Annotated in this window: 15 protein-coding genes; 10 read left to right on the forward strand and 5 right to left on the reverse strand. The window is 61.8% G+C overall.

What is annotated here, in order from left to right; all coding sequences use genetic code 11:
• The first annotated feature begins 31 nt into the window (after window positions 1-31).
• Both AC1M7R_RS19350 and AC1M7R_RS19355 read left to right on the forward strand, forming a co-directional pair.
• Window positions 32-2,491 carry an EAL domain-containing protein gene (locus AC1M7R_RS19350; RefSeq protein WP_490609839.1) on the forward strand — a complete coding sequence of 820 codons (2,460 nt, stop codon included), beginning with the start codon at window positions 32-34 and terminating at the stop codon, window positions 2,489-2,491.
• A gap of 79 nt (window positions 2,492-2,570) precedes the next feature.
• Window positions 2,571-3,329: an iron-containing redox enzyme family protein gene (locus AC1M7R_RS19355; RefSeq protein ID WP_207956596.1), complete on the forward strand. Its 759-nt coding sequence runs from the start codon at window positions 2,571-2,573 to the stop codon at window positions 3,327-3,329.
• Window positions 3,330-3,408: 79 nt separating this feature from the next.
• On the opposite strand, the gene AC1M7R_RS19360 is transcribed toward AC1M7R_RS19355, so the two are convergent.
• The 5 genes from AC1M7R_RS19360 to AC1M7R_RS19380 form a co-directional block, all read right to left on the reverse strand.
• On the reverse strand, window positions 3,409-4,335 hold the full coding sequence (locus AC1M7R_RS19360; RefSeq protein ID WP_072389386.1) for a GGDEF domain-containing protein: 927 nt from the start codon (window positions 4,333-4,335) through the stop codon (window positions 3,409-3,411).
• A gap of 361 nt (window positions 4,336-4,696) precedes the next feature.
• The gene (locus tag AC1M7R_RS19365; RefSeq protein ID WP_072389384.1) at window positions 4,697-5,437 is read right to left on the reverse strand and encodes a YciK family oxidoreductase; all 741 of its coding nucleotides are present in this window, start codon (window positions 5,435-5,437) and stop codon (window positions 4,697-4,699) included.
• Window positions 5,438-5,622: 185 nt separating this feature from the next.
• The gene (gene mupP, locus AC1M7R_RS19370; protein WP_072389382.1) at window positions 5,623-6,294 is read right to left on the reverse strand and encodes an N-acetylmuramic acid 6-phosphate phosphatase MupP; all 672 of its coding nucleotides are present in this window, start codon (window positions 6,292-6,294) and stop codon (window positions 5,623-5,625) included.
• Window positions 6,295-6,298: 4 nt separating this feature from the next.
• On the reverse strand, window positions 6,299-6,997 hold the full coding sequence (ubiG, locus tag AC1M7R_RS19375) for a bifunctional 2-polyprenyl-6-hydroxyphenol methylase/3-demethylubiquinol 3-O-methyltransferase UbiG (protein WP_072389380.1): 699 nt from the start codon (window positions 6,995-6,997) through the stop codon (window positions 6,299-6,301).
• Between the two features lie 63 nt (window positions 6,998-7,060).
• Window positions 7,061-8,392, reverse strand: coding sequence for a TRZ/ATZ family hydrolase (locus tag AC1M7R_RS19380; RefSeq protein ID WP_072458124.1), 1,332 nt, complete (start codon window positions 8,390-8,392; stop codon window positions 7,061-7,063).
• 106 nt (window positions 8,393-8,498) lie between these two features.
• On the opposite strand from AC1M7R_RS19380, the gene mtnA reads away from it, so the two are divergent.
• The 8 genes from mtnA (at window position 8,499) to cmk (ending at window position 19,095) form a co-directional block, all read left to right on the forward strand.
• A complete protein-coding gene (gene mtnA / locus AC1M7R_RS19385) occupies window positions 8,499-9,575 on the forward strand; it encodes an S-methyl-5-thioribose-1-phosphate isomerase (RefSeq protein WP_072389376.1) in 1,077 nt (358 codons plus the stop codon).
• A gap of 77 nt (window positions 9,576-9,652) precedes the next feature.
• Window positions 9,653-9,796, forward strand: a complete 144-nt coding sequence (locus AC1M7R_RS19390; RefSeq protein WP_177305082.1) for a hypothetical protein — start codon at window positions 9,653-9,655, stop codon at window positions 9,794-9,796.
• 223 nt (window positions 9,797-10,019) lie between these two features.
• Window positions 10,020-12,683 carry a DNA gyrase subunit A gene (gene gyrA / locus AC1M7R_RS19395; protein ID WP_072389374.1) on the forward strand — a complete coding sequence of 888 codons (2,664 nt, stop codon included), beginning with the start codon at window positions 10,020-10,022 and terminating at the stop codon, window positions 12,681-12,683.
• Between the two features lie 184 nt (window positions 12,684-12,867).
• Window positions 12,868-13,953 carry a 3-phosphoserine/phosphohydroxythreonine transaminase gene (serC, locus tag AC1M7R_RS19400; RefSeq protein WP_072430276.1) on the forward strand — a complete coding sequence of 362 codons (1,086 nt, stop codon included), beginning with the start codon at window positions 12,868-12,870 and terminating at the stop codon, window positions 13,951-13,953.
• The gene (gene pheA, locus AC1M7R_RS19405; RefSeq protein ID WP_072389372.1) at window positions 13,953-15,047 is read left to right on the forward strand and encodes a prephenate dehydratase; all 1,095 of its coding nucleotides are present in this window, start codon (window positions 13,953-13,955) and stop codon (window positions 15,045-15,047) included. The genes serC and pheA overlap by 1 nt, the downstream gene beginning before the upstream one ends.
• 13 nt (window positions 15,048-15,060) lie before the next feature.
• Entirely contained in the window at window positions 15,061-16,173 is a 1,113-nt protein-coding gene (hisC, locus tag AC1M7R_RS19410; RefSeq protein ID WP_490609840.1) for a histidinol-phosphate transaminase, read from the forward strand.
• 28 nt (window positions 16,174-16,201) lie between these two features.
• On the forward strand, window positions 16,202-18,409 hold the full coding sequence (locus AC1M7R_RS19415) for a bifunctional prephenate dehydrogenase/3-phosphoshikimate 1-carboxyvinyltransferase (RefSeq protein WP_072458123.1): 2,208 nt from the start codon (window positions 16,202-16,204) through the stop codon (window positions 18,407-18,409).
• A complete protein-coding gene (gene cmk, locus AC1M7R_RS19420; RefSeq protein WP_123596410.1) occupies window positions 18,406-19,095 on the forward strand; it encodes a (d)CMP kinase in 690 nt (229 codons plus the stop codon). Before AC1M7R_RS19415 ends, cmk begins: the two co-directional genes overlap by 4 nt.
• Window positions 19,096-19,195 lie beyond the last annotated feature (100 nt).

Genomic DNA, 19,195 nt, shown 5'->3' on the forward strand with positions numbered 1-19,195 from the left:
AGGCTGGTCGACGAGCCTATACAGGGACCTCATGAATCAAGCGCGGACTCTCGGAACTCCCCGGTTGTTGGGCATCGTATGGCCTTTTATCGCCGTTGTTCTGTTTCAGGCCTTGCTGGGGGGCGTCAGTCTTTACGTATTGTCGGCGGTTCGTGGTTATGTGGCCGGGGAAAGCCTCTGGTCCAAGGGGCAGAAAGACGCGATCTATTACCTGAACCTCTACGCCGACAGCCGCGACGAGGCGATTTTCCGCAAATACCAGCTGGCCATCGCCGTGCCCGAAGGCGGGCATGAACTGCGGGTGGCGCTGGATCGCCAGCCACCGGACCTGGAGGCGGCGCGGGCAGGCATTCTCAAGGGAGGCAATCACCCGGACGACGTCTCCAGCCTGATCTGGCTCTACCTGAATTTTCGCCACTTCAGTTACCTGGAAGAAGCCATCGACCTCTGGACGGTGGGTGACAGTTACCTGATAGAACTGAACAACGTCGCCCGGCAGATGCACGAGAGCATTTCCCAGGGCAAGGCCACGGACATCGATATCCGCGGCTGGAAGACACGAATCTTTGCCATCAACGATTCCGTCACCCCGGCTGCCAAGGCGTTCAGCGACGCCTTGGGGGAGGGGTCGCGCTTTATCCTGCGCCTGCTGTTGGTGACCAACTTCGCCACCGCCCTGGGGCTGATTGTCCTGGCGTTGTTGCGCACCCACAAACTGCTGGCCCAGCGGCAGGTTTTCGCCAATGCGCTGCAAGTGGAGAAGGAACGGGCACAGATCACCCTGCAATCCATCGGCGACGGGGTCATCACTACCGATGTCGAGGGCGCCATTGCCTATATGAATCCCGCGGCCGAGGCGATGACCCATTGGAAAGCCGAGCACGCCACCGGGCTGCCCCTGGCCGCGCTGTTCAATCTGCTGGACGACAACGCCCAGACCGAAGGCCTGACCCTGATCGAGCACATCCTCAGCGGGCGGCTCGGCGGGGGCAGCGAGCATTCCAAACTGATCCAGCGGCTGGATGGCAGTACCGTTTCGGTAACGCTCGTAGGGGCGCCAATCCGCCATGCCGGCAAGGTCAGCGGCGCCGTGCTGGTCCTGCACGACATGACCCAGGAGCGTCAGTACATCGCCAACCTGTCCTGGCAGGCCACCCACGACGCCTTGACTGGCCTGGCGAACCGCCGGGAGTTCGAATATCGCCTCGAACAGGCCTTGCATAACCTGACGCGCCAGTCCGGGCGGCATGCCTTGATGTTCCTGGACCTGGATCAGTTCAAGCTGGTCAACGACACTTGTGGCCATGCGGCAGGCGACGAGCTGCTTCGTCATATCTGTGCCTTGCTGCAATCGGGGCTGCGGGAAAACGATACATTGGCCCGTCTGGGTGGGGATGAATTCGGGATCCTGCTGGAGAACTGCGCGCCGGACGCTGCGGAGAAGATCGCCGAAGGACTGCGCCAGACCGTGCAGAACCTGCACTTCGTCTGGAAGGGCCGGCCATTCGTGACCACCGTGAGCATCGGGCTGGTGCATATCGCCCAGAACCCGACGACGCTGGAGGCGTCCCTGCGTGCCGCGGACATGGCCTGCTACATGGCCAAGGAGAAGGGCCGCAACCGGGTTCAGGTCTATCACGCCGACGATTCGGAACTGTCCCTGCGCTTCGGCGAAATGGCCTGGGTCCAGCGCCTGCACATGGCTCTGGAGGAAAACCGTTTCTGTCTCTATGCCCAGGAAATCGCCGCGCTGGGGCCGGGGGAACACGGTGGCGGGCATATCGAGATCCTGTTGCGCCTGCATGACGAAGCCGGGCGGATGATCCTGCCGGACAGCTTCATACCGGCCGCCGAGCGTTACGGCCTGATGACTTCCCTGGACCGTTGGGTGGTGGAAAACGTCTTCAGGATCATTCGCCAGTGCCTGAATGAGTCGCCCCAAGGCCCCATGGCCATGTGTGCGATAAATCTGTCAGGCACTACTATCGGAGATCAGGCATTCCTTGATTTCCTGCGTAAACAATTCGCGGCTTATTCAGTCCCGCCAGAAATGATTTGTTTTGAAATAACCGAGACCAGCGCTATTTCGAATTTGGGTAGTGCGATCCGCTTTATCAATGAACTCAAGGGGTTGGGTTGTTATTTCTCTCTGGATGACTTTTGTGCCGGAATGTCTTCGTTCGCTTACTTGAAACATTTACCTGTAGACTTCCTGAAGATCGACGGGAGTTTCGTAAAGGATATGCTGGACGACCCGATTAACCGTGCAATGGTCGAAGTGATCAATCACATCGGCCACGTCATGGGTAAGCGCACGATTGCCGAGTTCGTTGAGACTGCCCAGATCGAGCAGGCACTGCTGGAGATTGGCGTGGATTACGCTCAAGGGTATGTGATCGAGCGCCCGCAATTGTTTACCTGTGATACGTTGCAATGTAGGCCGGCCCGGCCCCAGCCGTTGTTATTCAAGGCCCCCGGTACGTTCCGCTGAGCCTCTTGTTGATCCGTAAAAAATCACAATCAAAAGGAGCCCGACAGTGATCGACACATTCAACCGAACAGGCCCGCTCATGGACGCCACCAGCTATCCGAAATGGGCACAACAGCTCATTATCGATTGCAGCGAGAGCAAGCGCCGGGTTGTCGAACACGAGCTGTATCAACGCATGCGTGATAACAAGCTCAGCGCCAGGACCATGCGCCACTACCTCATCGGTGGTTGGCCGGTCGTCGAACAGTTCGCCTTGTACATGGCGCAGAACCTTACCAAGACCCGCTTTGCCCGCCACCCTGGCGAGGACATGGCCCGTCGTTGGCTGATGCGCAACATTCGTGTCGAACTCAACCATGCCGACTACTGGGTGAACTGGAGTGCGGCCCATGGCGTCACGCTGGAAGACCTGCAAGCCCAGCAGGTGCCCCCCGAACTGCATGCCTTGAGTCACTGGTGCTGGCACACCAGCTCGTCCGATTCGCTGATAGTGGCCATCGCGGCGACCAACTATGCGATCGAAGGGGCCACCGGTGAGTGGTCGGCGCTGGTATGTTCCAGCGGCGTCTATGCCGCGGCCTTCCCCGAGGAAGAACGCAAGCGCGCCATGAAATGGCTGAAGATGCATGCGCAGTACGACGATGCCCACCCTTGGGAAGCCCTGGAGATCATCTGCACGCTAGGGGGCATGAACCCGAGCAGGGCCTTGCAGGCCGAGCTGCGCCAGGCCATTTGCAAGAGCTATGACTACATGTATCTGTTCCTGGAGCGTTGCATGCAACTGGAGCAGGAAAAAGTCTCCTCCACCCGTGAGCGCCTGGCGCTGGCCGGGAGCTGATCGCCCGTAAGGGGCCCTGGCCGTCAACGGGGAGGTTGACGGCCAGGGCCCGCAGCGAGTGTCGTTCCCCGGCGGCCTTTCAACCCGCCATCGCCAGCCGGTTCCGCCCCTCGCGCTTGGCCACATACAGTGCACTGTCGACCCGTCGCAACAGGCTTTCGGCGGACTCGCCCGGCAGCAGCGTTGCACAGCCGAGGCTGACCGTCAGCTCGATCCTCGTTCCCGCCACGAAATAATCCTGCACCTGAGCGGCATACCGCAGCCGTTCGCCGACCATGGCCGCTGCTTCCCGGCTGGTATTGGAAAGCAGGATCAGGAATTCCTCGCCACCGAACCTGAACACCATGTCCACGTTGCGCAATTGCTGCTTGATCGACTCGGCGACGGTCCTGAGTACTTCATCGCCGACGCCATGGCCGTGGGTGTCGTTGATGCGCTTGAAATGATCGATGTCGAGCATCAACAGCGACAGGGGCTGCATATGGCGCCGGGACATGTCGATTTCCCGCTCCAGGGTCTGGTCCATGGCGATGCGGTTGCCGGTGCCGGTCAAGGGATCGCGCAGGGCGCTCTGGGTCGCTACGCGGTAGAGCAGGGCGTTGCGCAACGGAAACAGCAGCGTCGACATCACGGACTCGAGGTCGTGTTGCTCGGGGTCGGTAAAGCGCTGATTGCGCCGGAATATCAGCTCGCCCAGATCTTCGCCTTCATGACTCAAGTTGTAGCTGAGCACGTGGTGCCCACGCTGGCCGAACTCCATGCGCAGGTCGCTGGGCTTGTGCTGGTAGGCCAGTGCATCCAATGGCACCAGCCGCTGGACTTCACGGAAGAACAGGCCCAGGACCCGCTGCGGCTCCAGGCTCGTCTGCAATTGCTGGCCCAGTTGTTGGCGCAGTTGCTGGAGCGTGACGGACCGTGTCGCCAAGGGTGACGGCTGGCCGAGTCCCAGGCGCTGCAATTTGGCGCTGTCGAAGTCAATCGTATTGGTCTGGGTGGGCGTTTTCATATGGCGTAAGCCCCTGCAAAATCTGTCCCGACAGGGTGGGCGAGGCAGCGCCAGGCTGCGTATCGTACTGGTCCATCAATCCCGTAAGGCACTGAGTTGAGTCTAGTCTGCTTTCCCTGTATGGCTGCAGGTCTCGCCTCAATGCCTGTCACCCGCCGGACATGGCGTGTTTGAGGGTATTTAGAGCGAAACTCGTGCCAGTCCGTTCAATACGGAAAAATCGCTTGGAAAATCAACGGGGTGAAATGCAGATGCGGGCATGATGCAGGCGTCGAGCGACGGAGGTCTGGCGATTCGCCTGGCTTGGCATTGCACGCGGCAGCGCCGCGACGGTAAACCGCCGCGACGTGAAGTGGAGGTGTTACTGGGCGTTGAAGGCCTGGCCGTTGACACCCGTGCTGTCCGGGCCCATCAAGTACAGGTAGACCGGCATGATCTCTTCAGGCGTCGGGTTATTGAGCGGATTTTCCCCCGGATAGGCCTGGGCGCGCATGCTGGTGCGGGTGGCCCCCGGGTTGATGCTGTTGGCTCGCACTGCCGCGACAGTATCGACCTCGTCGGCCAGGGTCTGCATCAGCCCCTCGGTGGCGAACTTGGACACACCGTAGGCCCCCCAGTACGCGCGGCCCTTGCGTCCGACGCTGCTGGAGGTGAACACCACGGAGGCATCCCTGGACAGCTTGAGCAGAGGCAGCAAGGTGCTGGTGAGCATGAACATGGCGTTGACGTTCACGTGCATCACCCGCATGAAGTTTTCGCCCGACAGCTGCTCCAGCGGTGTGCGCGGACCGATGATCGAAGCGTTGTGCAGCAGGCCGTCCAGGTGACCGAACTCGGTTTCGATCATGGCTGCCAGTTCGTCGTACTGATGGGGCAGGGCGGTTTCCAGGTTGAACGGAATCACGGCCGCTTGTGGGTGACCGGCGGCTTCGATTTCATCATAGACCTGGGTCAGGTTGGCTTCGGTCTTGCCCAGCAGCAGCACCGTGGCACCGTGGGCGGCGTAGGCCTTGGCAGCAGCGGCGCCGATGCCACGACCGGCCCCGGTCACGAGGATGACCCGGCCTTCGAGCAGGTCGGGGCGGGCGGTGTAATCAAACATAAAGAACCTCACGAAACAAAACGATGCGTGGTGATGCATTGTTGTGGCGAGGGGACTCATCCCCGTTGAGCTGCGATGCAGCCCTGTTTTCATGCCGTCGGCATCCAGGCTTTCTGAGCGCGTGATGGGAGGCGCTTCGCGCCCCAGCGGGGATGAATCCCCTCGCCACGACTGCGACGTTCAGCTCAGCAACTGCACAACGCGTTATCCAGCACTTCACGTAGTGCCGAAGGGTGATCGATCACCACGTCCGCCCCCCAATGCCTGGGGTTGTCGTCCGGGTGGATGTAGCCGTAGGTCACTGCACAGGTCCTGGTGCCGGCATTGCGGCCGGACTCGATGTCCCGCAGGTCGTCGCCTATGAACAGGACGCTGGCCGGGTCCAGGTCGAGCATCTTGCACGCCAGGATCAACGGCTCCGGGTCGGGCTTGCTGTTCTTCACATGATCGGGGCAGATCAGCACCTTCGAGCGCTCGGCCAGCCCCAGCTGCTGCATGATCGGCTCGGCGAAACGCACCGGCTTGTTGGTGACCACGCCCCAGACCAGATTGGCGGCTTCGATGTCGGCCAGCACCTCGGCCATGCCGTCGAACAGATGGCTGTGGATCGCGCAGCCCTTGAGGTAGCGGTCCAGGAATTCCTGGCGCAGCTCCTCGAACCCCGGCGATTCAGGGTCCATGGAAAACGTCACTGCCACCATAGCCCGTGCCCCTCCGGAAATCTCGTCGCGGATGTGCTGGGTGTTCATCGGTGGCAAGCCACGGTCGGCGCGCATGGCCTGGCAGATGGCGATGAAGTCCGGTGCCGTGTCGAGCAGCGTGCCATCCATGTCGAAAAGAACTGCCTTGAGACGCATCGACTTACTCCTCGCGCAGGGTCTGGATCATGTAGTTGACGTCAACGTCCGAAGACAGCTTGTAGTGCTTGGTGAGCGGGTTGTAGGTCAGGCCGATGATGTCCTTGACGGTCAGCCCGGCCATGCGGCTCCAGGCACCCAGTTCGGAGGGGCGGATGAATTTCTTGAAGTCGTGGGTGCCGCGCGGCAGCAGCTTCATGATGTATTCGGCGCCGATGATGGCGAACAGATACGCCTTTGGGTTGCGGTTGATGGTGGAGAAGAATACCTGGCCGCCGGGTTTGACCATGCGCATGCAGGCCCGGATGACCGAGGACGGGTCGGGCACGTGCTCGAGCATTTCCAGGCAGGTGACCACATCGAACTGCTCGGGCATTTCCTCGGCCAGGGCTTCGGCGGTGGTCTGCCGGTACTCCACGTTGACACCGGATTCCAGTTGATGCAATTGCGCCACGGCCAGCGGCGCCTCGCCCATGTCGATGCCCGTCACGGTTGCCCCGCGCAGGGCCATGGCTTCACTGAGGATACCGCCGCCGCAGCCGACATCGAGTACCTTCTTGCCGGCCAGGCCGACACGTTCGTCAATCCAGTTGACCCGCAGCGGGTTGATATCGTGCAGTGGCTTGAACTCGCTTTCACGATCCCACCAGCGATGGGCGAGGGCCTCGAACTTGGCGATTTCGGCGTGGTCGACGTTACTCATGTGCAAATCCTCGAAAAAACTTTGAAAGAATCAGGGCCCCGAGCGATGGCTCAAGGGGCATGGTCATTGGTCATGGCCGCTGATGCGCCGTCCCCAGGCCTGCGCCGTGGCGATCAGTTGCGTTTCATCCAGGCGGGTCAACCGGCCGTCCTCCAATAAAGGCTTGCCAGCCACCCACAGGTGTTTCACGCGATCGCGGCCTGTGGCATAGATCAGTTGTGAAACCGGGTCGTAGACCGGTTGCTGAGCCAGGCCTGACAGGTCAAAGGCCACCAGGTCCGCAGCCTTGCCGAGCTCCAGCGAGCCGACTATGGCCTCTATGCCCAGCGCCCGGGCGCCATTGAGCGTGGCCATGCGCAACGCGCGGTGGGCGTCCAGGGCCATGGCAGAGCCGGAAACAGCCTTGGCCAACAGTGCCGCGGTGCGGGTTTCGCCCAGCAGGTCCAGGTCGTTGTTGCTGGCTGCGCCGTCGGTGCCGATCGCTACATTGACGCCGGCCTGCCACAGGCGCTCCACCGGGCAGAAGCCGCTGGCCAGCTTAAGGTTCGATTCCGGACAATGGATGACGCTGCAGTTGCTTTCTACCAGTAAGGCGAGGTCTTCATCGCTGATCTGTGTCATGTGCACGGCCTGGAAGCGCGGGCCCAGAAGACCCAGCCGGCCCAGGCGAGCCATGGGGCGTTCGGCGGTTTTATCCACGGCCTGCTGCACTTCGAATGCGGTTTCGTGGACGTGCATATGAATCGCCGCATCCAGTTCCTCGGCAATCACACGGATTTTCTCCAGGTTTTCGTCGCCTACGGTGTAAGGCGCATGGGGTCCGAATGCGACTTTGATTCGCGGATGATGCTTGAGGTCGCCAAACAATTCGATGCCCTGACGAATGGCTTCGTCGGCGCTGGCCGCACCGGGAATCGGGAAATCGAGGACAGGGATGGCGATTTGGGCGCGGATGCCGCTGTTGTGGACGCGCTCGCTGGCAACCTTGGGGTAGAAATACATGTCAGAGAAGCAGGTGATGCCGCCCTTGACCTGTTCGGCAATGGCCAGGTCGGTGCCATCGCGGACGAAATCCTCATCGACCCATTTGCCTTCGGCCGGCCAGATGTGCTGCTCGAGCCATGTCATCAGCGGCAGATCGTCGGCCAGACCGCGGAACAGCGTCATCGCCGCATGGCCGTGGGCGTTGATCAGCCCCGGGCTGAGCAGCATGCCCGGCAGTTCGCGGACCTGGGCGGCGTCGCACTTGAGGGCTTCTGCCCGTGGACCGATGAAAACGATGCAACCGTCGCGAATGCCCAGGCCGTGGTCCTGGAGTACCACACCGGCGGGTTCGACAGGCACCAACCAGGTCGGCAGCAATAATAAGTCGAGCGCAACGGCAGTCCTGGGCATCGTGGATCGGTTCCATCGGATATAAAGGATGGCGAAGTATACCCGAGCGTCTTCGCGGAGGGATCGCTATAATCGACGGCTTTTGTTCATGAGTGCGGGGTGAGGGATGCGCGATCGTCTGTTGGCAGCGGAGAAGGTGAAGGCCATCGACTGGCGCAATGGTTACCTGTACCTGCTCGATCAGCGTGTTTTGCCGTTCGAGGAAAACTGGATCGCCTATGACAGCGCGGCCGGCGTGGCCGAAGCCATTCGTTCGATGGTGGTACGCGGCGCACCGGCCATCGGCATCAGTGCGGCCTATGGCGTCGTACTGGCCGCCCGGGCGAGGTTTGCCGAAGGCGGCGACTGGCGGGCCGCGCTGGAGGCCGACCTGGCACTGTTGGCCGAATCCCGGCCGACGGCGGTAAACCTGTTCTGGGCCCTGGATCGGATGCGCGACCGGCTGGTGCGCTTGAAGGATCATGTCGAGCCGCTGGCGGCCCTCGAAGCCGAAGCCATCGCCATCCACGAAAGTGATCGCGAAGCCAACCTGACCATGGCCCAGCTCGGCGTCGACCTGATTCGCAGGCACCAGGGCAATGCCCAGGCCATCCTGACCCATTGCAATACCGGTGCCCTGGCCACCGGAGGCTTCGGTACGGCGCTGGGCGTGATCCGTGGCGCGTTCCTGGAAGGCATGGTCGAGCGCGTCTACGCCGACGAAACCCGTCCATGGTTGCAGGGCTCGCGCCTGACCGCCTGGGAATTGGCCAACGAAGGCATCCCGGTGACCGTCAACGCCGATTCTGCCGCAGCCCACATCATGAAGACCAAGGGCGTGACCTGGGTGATCGTCGGTGCCGACCGCATCACCGCCAACGGCGACGTGGCCAACAAGATCGGGACCTATCAGCTGGCGGTCTGTGCCATGCACCACGGCGTGCGTTTCATGGTGGTGGCGCCGAGTTCGACCATCGACATGAGCCTGGCCAGTGGCGACGATATCCCGCTCGAAGAGCGTGACGGGCGCGAGCTGCTGGAAGTCGGCGGCAAGCGGGTGGGCGCGGATGCGGACGCCTTCAACCCGGTATTCGACGTGACGCCGGCGGACCTGATCGATGCCATCGTCACCGAAAAGGGTATCGTCGAACGCCCTGACACCGCGAAACTGGCGCAGTTGATGTGCCGCAAGCGGCTGCATTGAGACAGTTTCTATCAGGCGCATCGTCTTCGAGCTGGCTCGCTTGCGCATGCAATCGTGTCGTGCCAGGAACCCTGGGCATGCAAAACACTCGTGTGGGCGCGAGCCTGTTCGCGAAGAAGCTCCTGAAACCGGTAAATCTTCTTGCATTCGAGCGCAAATTCTTCAGTCGCCGCGCTTCTAAGCCCCTCTGCTTCCGTATCAGCCTGTCACCGGTCAACTAACTACACACCATGCGCATCAGGGGGATAGGTGCGTGGCGGCTCTTGTGATAACATCCGGCGGTTTCCAGGGCTGCCTCGCGAGGCAGTCTTTACTGCGCAGATCCATGGCATAACTCGTTGATTTGTCGTAAGTCGCTGCACGGCACCTGGTCGGCAGCGGCGAGCTTCGTTCGCCTCATCCGGGCGTGACGAAGTTTCACCAGAAAAAGGAATCAGGCTTCTCATGGGCGAACTGGCCAAAGAAATCCTCCCGGTCAATATCGAAGACGAGCTGAAACAGTCCTACCTCGACTATGCGATGAGCGTAATCGTCGGGCGGGCACTGCCGGATGCGCGCGATGGCTTGAAACCCGTGCATCGGCGCGTGCTGTACGCAATGAGCGAGCTGGGCAACGACTTCAACAAGCCGTACAAGAAATCCGCCCGTGTCGTCGGTGACGTGATCGGTAAGTATCACCCCCACGGCGACACTGCCGTGTACGACACCATCGTGCGGATGGCACAGCCGTTTTCCCTGCGCTACCTGCTGGTAGACGGCCAGGGCAACTTCGGTTCCGTGGACGGAGACAACGCCGCGGCCATGCGATACACCGAAGTGCGCATGACCAAGCTGGCCCACGAGCTGCTGGCCGACCTGCACAAGGAAACCGTGGACTGGGTGCCGAACTACGACGGCACCGAAATGATCCCGGCGGTCATGCCGACCCGTATCCCGAACCTGCTGGTCAACGGCTCCAGCGGTATCGCCGTGGGCATGGCGACCAACATCCCGCCGCACAACCTCGGTGAAGTCATCGACGGTTGCCTGGCTCTCATCGACAATCCCGAACTCACCGTCGATGAACTGATGCAGTACATTCCCGGCCCGGACTTCCCGACCGCCGCGATCATCAACGGTCGTGCCGGTATCATCGAGGCCTATCGCACCGGTCGAGGCCGCATTTACATGCGCGCCCGTTCCACCGTCGAAGACATCGACAAGGTCGGCGGCCGCCAGCAGATCGTCATCACCGAGCTCCCGTACCAACTGAACAAGGCTCGACTGATCGAGAAGATCGCCGAGCTGGTGAAAGAGAAGAAGCTCGAAGGTATCACCGAGCTGCGCGACGAGTCCGACAAGGACGGCATGCGTGTCGTGATCGAGTTGCGCCGTGGCGAAGTGCCCGAGGTGATCCTCAACAACCTCTACGCCCAGACCCAGTTGCAGAGTGTGTTCGGCATCAACATCGTTGCGCTGATCGACGGTCGTCCGCGGATCCTGAACCTCAAGGACCTGCTGGAAGCCTTCGTGCGCCATCGTCGCGAAGTGGTGACCCGCCGCACCGTATTCGAGCTTCGCAAGGCCCGCGAGCGTGGACATATCCTCGAAGGCCAGGCTGTCGCCCTGTCGAACATCGACCCGGTCATCGCCCTGATCAAGGCTTCGCCGACACCGTCGGAAGCCAAGGAAGCGCTGGTCAGCACGCCTTGGGAATCGAGCGCGGTAATGACCATGGTGGAACGCGCCGGCGCCGACTCGTGCCGGCCGGAGAACCTCGATCCGCAGTATGGCCTGCGCGACGGCAAGTACTTCCTGTCCCCGGAGCAGGCGCAAGCCATCCTGGAACTGCGCCTGCACCGCCTGACCGGCCTGGAGCACGAGAAGCTGCTGGCCGAGTACCAGGAGATCCTCAACCAGATCGGCGAGCTGATCCGCATCCTCAACAGCGCCACGCGCCTGATGGAAGTGATCCGCGAAGAGCTGGAAGTGATCCGCGCCGAGTACGGCGACGTACGCCGCACCGAGATCCTCGATGCGCGCCTGGACCTGACCCTGGGTGACATGATCCCGGAAGAAGATCGCGTGGTGACCATTTCCCATGGCGGCTACGCCAAGACCCAGCCCCTGGCCGCCTACCAGGCCCAGCGTCGCGGCGGCAAAGGCAAATCGGCTACCGGCGTCAAGGACGAGGACTACATCGCTCACCTGCTGGTTGCCAACAGCCATACCACGCTGCTGCTGTTCTCCAGCAAAGGCAAGGTCTACTGGCTCAAGACTTATGAAATCCCCGAGGCATCCCGTGCCGCGCGCGGTCGTCCGCTGGTCAACCTGCTGCCGCTGGATGATGGCGAATACATCACCACCATGCTGCCGGTGGAGGAGTACACCGAAGGTCACTATATCTTCATGGCGACTGCCAACGGCACCGTGAAGAAGACCCCGCTGGAATCGTTCAGTCGCCAGCGCAGCGTGGGCCTGATCGCCCTGGAACTGGACGAGGGCGATGTGCTGATCTCCGCGGCCATCACCGACGGCGAGCGTGAAGTCATGCTGTTTTCCGACGGCGGCAAGGTGACCCGCTTCAAGGAGTCCGATGTCCGTGCCATGGGCCGTACCGCCCGCGGTGTACGCGGCATGCGCCTGCCGGAAGGGCAGAAGCTGATCTCCATGCTGATCCCGGAAGAGGGCAGTCAGATCCTTACCGCTTCCGAGCGTGGCTACGGCAAGCGCACCGCCATCAGCGAGTTCCCGGAGTACAAGCGTGGCGGCCAGGGCGTGATCGCCATGGTCAGCAACGAGCGTAACGGCCGATTGGTCGGCGCGGTGCAAGTGCTCGATGGCGAAGAGATCATGCTGATTTCCGACCAGGGCACCCTGGTCCGTACGCGGGTCGACGAAGTCTCCAGCCTGGGTCGTAACACCCAGGGCGTGACACTGATCAAGCTGGCCAACGACGAGACGCTGGTCGGGCTTGAGCGGGTGCAAGAGCCTTCGGAAGTCGAAGGCGCGGAGCAGGAAGGCGAGGAAGACATGGCGTTCGACGGCACCCTTGGCGCCAATGTCGACGACATGGCCGACGAGCAGTCGCTCGATGCCGCCGCAGACGAAGAAGAACCGCAGGACTAAGCGGACACGCAGGGGGCGGATGAAGATTCGCCCCCTTGTTGTTTGTGATGCTGCATAGGATCGCTCCCATGCTCAGCGCCCCATGGCGCCGAGCTTCATTGGATGCACTCCCATGCAGAGCACGGGGACGATTCCGTGCAGACCGAAAGATTTAAGTGACCACCAGATCAGAGCGAGATTGGATGTGAGCAAGAGAGCCTATAACTTCTGTGCCGGCCCGGCGGCGCTTCCTGAAGCGGTCCTGAAGCGCGCCCAGGGTGAACTTCTCGACTGGCATGGCAAGGGCCTGTCTGTCATGGAAATGAGCCATCGCAGCGATGAGTTCGTGTCCATTGCCACCAAGGCCGAGCAGGACCTGCGTGATCTGCTGAACATCCCGTCCAACTACAAGGTGCTGTTCCTCCAGGGCGGTGCCAGCCAGCAGTTCGCCCAGGTTCCGCTGAACCTGCTGCCGGAAAGCGGCAAGGCCGACTACATCGATACCGGTATCTGGTCGCAGAAAGCCATCGAAGAAGCCTCGCGTTATGGTCACGTGAACGTTGCGGCCAGCGCCAAGCCCTACGATTACTTCGCCATTCCCGGGCAGAACGAGTGGAACCTGTCCAAGGACGCCGCTTACGTTCACTACGCGCCGAATGAGACCATCGGCGGCCTGGAGTTCAACTGGATCCCGGAAACCGGCGATGTCCCGCTGGTCGCCGACATGTCGTCGGATATTCTCTCGCGTCCTGTGGATATCTCCCGGTTCGGCATGATCTACGCCGGTGCCCAGAAGAACATCGGTCCGAGCGGCATCCTGGTCAGCATCATTCGTGAAGACCTGCTGGGGCGCGCCCGCGCCCTGTGCCCGACCATGCTCGACTACAAGGTCGCGGCCGACAACGGCTCCATGTACAACACCCCCCCGACCCTGGCCTGGTACCTGTCCGGCCTGGTGTTCGAATGGCTGAAGGAGCAGGGCGGGGTCGAAGCCATCGGCAAGCTCAACGAAGTGAAGCAACGCACGCTCTACGACTTCATCGATGCCAGTGACCTGTACAGCAACCCGATCAACAAGACCGATCGCTCGTGGATGAACGTTCCGTTCCGCCTGGCCGACGATCGTCTCGACAAGCCGTTCCTGGCAGGCGCCGAAGAACGCGGCCTGCTGAACCTCAAGGGCCACCGCTCCGTGGGTGGCATGCGTGCCTCCATCTATAACGCCGTGGACATCCATGCCGTCAATGCACTGGTGGCCTACATGGCAGAGTTCGAGAAGGAACACGGCTGATGTCAGAACAGGAACTCAAGGCGCTGCGCCTGCGCATCGATGCCCTGGACGAAAAAGTCCTGGAGTTGATCAGCGAGCGAGCACGCTGCGCCCAGGAAGTCGCTCGCGTGAAGATGGCCTCCCTGGCCGAGGGCGAAACGCCGGTGTTCTATCGTCCCGAGCGTGAGGCTCAGGTGCTCAAACGGGTCATGGAGCGCAACAAGGGACCCTTGGGCAACGAAGAGATGGCGCGGTTGTTCCGTGAAATCATGTCCTCGTGCCTGGCACTCGAGCAGCCGTTGAAAGTCGCCTACCTGGGGCCGGAAGGTACCTTCACCCAGGCCGCCGCCATGAAGCACTTCGGCCATGCCGTCATCAGCAAGCCGATGGCGGCCATCGACGAAGTCTTCCGTGAAGTAGCGGCCGGCGCGGTGAATTTTGGCGTGGTTCCGGTGGAAAACTCCACCGAAGGCGCGGTCAACCACACGCTGGACAGCTTCCTCGAGCACGACATGGTGATCTGTGGCGAAGTGGAGTTGCGCATCCACCACCATCTGCTGGTGGGGGAAAACACCAAGACCGACAGCATCAGCCGGATCTATTCCCATGCCCAGTCCCTGGCCCAGTGCCGCAAGTGGCTGGATGCCCATTACCCGAATGTCGAGCGCGTGGCGGTATCGAGCAACGCCGAAGCGGCCAAGCGGGTCAAGGGCGAGTGGAACTCGGCGGCCATCGCCGGAGACATGGCGGCCGGTCTCTACGGCTTGACCCGTCTGGCGGAGAAAATCGAGGATCGCCCGGACAACTCCACGCGATTCCTGATGATCGGCAATCAGGAGGTTCCTCCGACTGGCGACGACAAGACGTCGATCATCGTCTCCATGAGCAACAAGCCCGGTGCACTCCATGAATTGCTGGTGCCATTCCACGACAACGGTATCGACCTGACCCGGATCGAGACCCGTCCTTCGCGCAGCGGTAAATGGACCTACGTGTTTTTCATCGATTTCGTCGGCCATCACCGCGATCCGCTGGTAAAAGGTGTGCTGGAGAAAATCAGTCAGGAAGCAGTGGCACTCAAGGTGCTGGGTTCCTACCCCAAGGCAGTTCTTTAAGGGCGGATAGCAAATGAGTGGCAACTTCCTCGCCCTGGCTCAGCCAGGCGTGCAACAACTTTCGCCTTACGTTCCGGGCAAGCCTGTGGACGAACTGGCCCGCGAGCTGAATCTGGATCCGACCCGCATCGTCAAGCTGGCGAGCAATGAAAACCCCCTGGGCGCGAGCCCCAAGGCGCTGGCGGCAATTCGCGATGAACTGGCCGATCTGACCCGTTATCCCGATGGCAACGGTTATGCCCTCAAGAGCCTGCTGGCCGAGCGCTGTGGCGTTGAATTGACCCAGGTGACCCTGGGCAACGGTTCCAACGACATTCTCGAGCTGGTGGCGCGCGCCTACCTCGCGCCGGGCCTCAATGCCGTGTTCAGCGAGCACGCGTTCGCGGTCTACCCGATCGCGACCCAGGCCGTGGGTGCCGATGCGCATGTGGTGCCGGCCAAGGATTTCGGACACGATCTGCCGGCGATGCTGGCTGCCATCGATGCCAATACCCGGGTGGTCTTCATCGCCAACCCGAACAATCCGACCGGCACCTGGTTCGACGCCCAGGCATTGGACGACTTCCTGCAGGACGTTCCTGAGCATGTACTGGTGGTGCTGGACGAGGCATACATCGAGTATGCCGAGGGGAGCGAACTGCCCGATGGCCTGGATTTCCTCGCGGCCTACCCAAACCTGCTGGTCTCGCGCACGTTCTCCAAGGCCTACGGCCTGGCGTCGCTGCGGGTCGGCTATGGCCTGTCCACTGCCGTGGTGGCCGATGTGCTTAACCGCGTACGCCAGCCGTTCAACGTCAACAGTTTTGCCCTGGCTGCCGCATGCGCCGCGCTCCAGGATGAGGAGTACCTCGAGCAGGGTCGCCGCCTGAACGAGGCCGGCATGCAGCAGTTGGAAGCCGGCTTCCGTGAACTGGGCCTGGGCTGGATTCCCTCCAAGGGCAACTTTATCTGTGTCGACCTGGGGCGCGTTGCCGCGCCGGTGTTCCAGGAGTTGCTGCGTGAAGGAGTGATCGTGCGTCCGGTGGCTAACTACGGCCTGCCGAACCATCTGCGCGTCACCATTGGCTTGCCGGCGGAAAACAGCCGTTTCCTAGAGGCGTTGAGCAAGGTCCTGGCTTGTGGTTGATGTCACTGCGTTGCAACCTGTCGTGCCTATGATCGGTCGCCTGGTGGTGATCGGCCTGGGGCTGATCGGTGGTTCGTTCGCCAAGGGGCTGCGCGAGAGCGGTCTGTGTCGTGAAGTGGTCGGTGTCGACCTGGACCCGCAATCGCGCAAGCTGGCGGTGGAGCTTGGTGTGGTGGATCGTTGCGAGGATGACCTGGCCGCTGCTTGCCAGGGGGCCGATGTCATCCAGCTGGCGGTGCCGATCCTGGCCATGGAGAAATTGCTGGCGCGCCTGGCGATCATGGACCTGGGCGAGGCGATCCTGACCGATGTCGGCAGCGCCAAGGGTAACGTCGTGCGGGCGGCCACCGAGGCTTTCGGTGGGATGCCGGCACGGTTCGTGCCCGGTCACCCGATTGCCGGTTCCGAGCAGAGCGGCGTTGAAGCTTCCAACGCCGAACTGTTTCGCCGCCACAAGGTGATTCTGACGCCGCTGGAGCAAACCGATCCGGCTGCGCTGGCGGTGGTGGACCGTTTGTGGCGTGAGCTGGGGGCCGATGTCGAGCACATGCAGGTCGGACGGCATGATGAAGTCCTGGCCGCTACCAGCCATCTGCCGCACCTGTTGGCGTTCGGTCTGGTGGATTCATTGGCCAAACGCAATGAAAATCTCGAGATCTTCCGTTACGCTGCCGGCGGTTTCCGCGATTTCACGAGAATCGCTGGTAGCGACCCGGTCATGTGGCACGACATCTTCCTCGCCAATCGCGAAGCTGTCCTGCGCACACTCGATACATTTCGCAGCGATCTCGACGCCTTGCGCGACGCGGTCGATGCAGGGGACGGGCACCAATTGCTGGGCGTTTTCACACGCGCCAGGGTGGCCCGCGAGCATTTCAGTAAAATCCTGGCCCGTCGGGCCTATGTGGACGCTATGAATTCCAACGATCTGATTTTCCTGGCACAACCTGGTGGCTCCCTGAGTGGGCGTATTCGTGTACCGGGCGATAAATCGATTTCCCACCGCTCGATCATGCTCGGCTCCCTGGCTGAAGGCGTGACCGAGGTGGAAGGCTTCCTCGAAGGCGAAGACGCCCTGGCGACATTGCAGGCATTTCGCGACATGGGTGTGGTCATCGAAGGCCCGCATCATGGCCGCGTGACCATCCATGGGGTCGGCCTGCATGGCCTCAAGCCTGCCCCTGGACCGATCTACCTGGGCAACTCGGGTACCTCGATGCGCCTGTTGTCCGGCCTGCTGGCCGCCCAGGACTTCGACAGTGTCCTGACCGGCGACGCTTCGTTGTCCAAGCGTCCGATGAATCGGGTGGCCAATCCACTGCGGGAAATGGGTGCGGTCATCGAGACGGCGGCCGACGGGCGTCCGCCGATGACCATTCGTGGCGGCAACAAGCTCAAGGGCTTGACCTATACCATGCCGATGGCCAGCGCCCAGGTGAAATCCTGCCTGCTGCTGGCCGGTCTTTATGCCGAAGGCAAGACCACCGTCACCGAACCCGCCCCGACCCGCGATCACACCGAGCGCATGCTGCGCGGTTTCGGTTACCCGGTCACGGTCGACGGGGCCACGGCGTCCGTTGAGTCCGGTAGCAAGCTGACGGCCACCCACATCGAAGTGCCAGGCGATATCTCTTCGTCCGCGTTCTTCCTGGTGGCAGCGTCTATCGCCGAGGGCTCCGAACTGGTGCTCGAACACGTCGGCATCAACCCGACCCGTACCGGTGTGATCGATATCCTGCGCCTGATGGGCGCTGATATCACCTTGGAAAACCAGCGTGAAGTCGGTGGCGAACCCGTAGCGGACCTGCGCGTAAGAGCAGCTAAACTCAAGGGTATCGAGATTCCGGAAGCGCTGGTTCCGCTGGCGATCGACGAGTTCCCGGTGCTGTTCGTGGCGGCGGCCTGTGCAGAAGGGCGTACCGTATTGACTGGCGCCGAAGAGCTGCGGGTCAAGGAATCGGACCGTATCCAGGTGATGGCTGATGGCCTGCTGGCGCTGGGGGTCAAGTGCGAGCCGACTCCGGATGGCATCATCATCGACGGCGGCCAGATCGGCGGCGGCGAGGTTCATGGGCATGGCGACCACCGTATTGCCATGGCATTCAGCGTGGCTTCCTTGCGTGCCAGCGCACCGATCCGCATCCACGACTGTGCCAACGTCGCGACGTCGTTTCCGAACTTCCTCGCGCTGTGTGCGCAGGTCGGTATTCGAGTAGCACAAGAGGCGCAGTCGTGAAGATCAAGACACCGGTCATCACCATCGATGGCCCTAGCGGCTCGGGCAAGGGCACCGTTGCCGGGATTCTGGCCCGTCAACTGGGCTGGAACCTGCTCGACTCGGGGGCGTTGTATCGACTGCTGGCGTTCGCGGCCAGCAACCATGGCGTGGACCTGACCAACGAAGAACTGCTCAAGGCCCTGGCGGCGCATCTGGATGTGCAGTTCATCGCCGCGACCGAGGGCCAGTTGCAGCGCATCATCCTGGAAGGCGACGAAGTCAGCGATGTCATCCGTACCGAGAGCGTGGGTGCAGGCGCTTCGCAGGTTGCCGCGCTACCGGCGGTGCGCGAAGCGTTGCTGCAGCGTCAGCGGGCATTCCAGGAACCACCGGGGCTGGTGGCCGATGGTCGGGACATGGGAACGGTGGTGTTTCCGGACGCGCCATTGAAGATTTTCCTCACTGCCAGTGCGGAGGAGCGGGCTCGCCGCCGATATTTGCAGTTGAAGGGCAAGGGCGAGGATGTTAGTCTGTCGAGTCTGCTAGATGAGATCCGTGCGCGCGACGAGCGTGACACCCAGCGCGCAGTAGCCCCGCTAAAGCCGGCGACCGATGCGATACAGCTGGATTCCACGGAGTTGTCCATCGATCAGGTGTTGCAACGCATCATGAGCGAGATCGCCATTCGCGATATCGCCGGGTGACCAGGAAGCTCCGCAGGGGACCAGTCATAGTCCTGCGGTCTTCTTTTATATGAAACTAACCCACACCGTCTGGGGTGTGGAGCCGGGCGTATCCTTCGCC

It is taken from the genome of Pseudomonas sp. MS01C9 (assembly GCF_058202755.1).

Bases quoted from the DNA above. Each gene is read 5' to 3' on its own strand.
- AC1M7R_RS19380 (WP_072458124.1), bottom strand. From the start codon at position 8,392: ATGCCCAGGACTGCCGTTGCGCTCGACTTATTATTGCTGCCGACCTGG.
- AC1M7R_RS19350 (WP_490609839.1), top strand. From the start codon at position 32: ATGAATCAAGCGCGGACTCTCGGAACTCCCCGGTTGTTGGGCATCGTA.
- mtnA (WP_072389376.1), top strand. From the start codon at position 8,499: ATGCGCGATCGTCTGTTGGCAGCGGAGAAGGTGAAGGCCATCGACTGG.
- AC1M7R_RS19390 (WP_177305082.1), top strand. From the start codon at position 9,653: ATGCAAAACACTCGTGTGGGCGCGAGCCTGTTCGCGAAGAAGCTCCTG.
- AC1M7R_RS19415 (WP_072458123.1), top strand. From the start codon at position 16,202: ATGATCGGTCGCCTGGTGGTGATCGGCCTGGGGCTGATCGGTGGTTCG.
- hisC (WP_490609840.1), top strand. From the start codon at position 15,061: ATGAGTGGCAACTTCCTCGCCCTGGCTCAGCCAGGCGTGCAACAACTT.
- AC1M7R_RS19360 (WP_072389386.1), bottom strand. From the start codon at position 4,335: ATGAAAACGCCCACCCAGACCAATACGATTGACTTCGACAGCGCCAAA.
- gyrA (WP_072389374.1), top strand. From the start codon at position 10,020: ATGGGCGAACTGGCCAAAGAAATCCTCCCGGTCAATATCGAAGACGAG.
- AC1M7R_RS19355 (WP_207956596.1), top strand. From the start codon at position 2,571: ATGGACGCCACCAGCTATCCGAAATGGGCACAACAGCTCATTATCGAT.
- ubiG (WP_072389380.1), bottom strand. From the start codon at position 6,997: ATGAGTAACGTCGACCACGCCGAAATCGCCAAGTTCGAGGCCCTCGCC.
- AC1M7R_RS19365 (WP_072389384.1), bottom strand. From the start codon at position 5,437: ATGTTTGATTACACCGCCCGCCCCGACCTGCTCGAAGGCCGGGTCATC.
- mupP (WP_072389382.1), bottom strand. From the start codon at position 6,294: ATGCGTCTCAAGGCAGTTCTTTTCGACATGGATGGCACGCTGCTCGAC.
- pheA (WP_072389372.1), top strand. From the start codon at position 13,953: ATGTCAGAACAGGAACTCAAGGCGCTGCGCCTGCGCATCGATGCCCTG.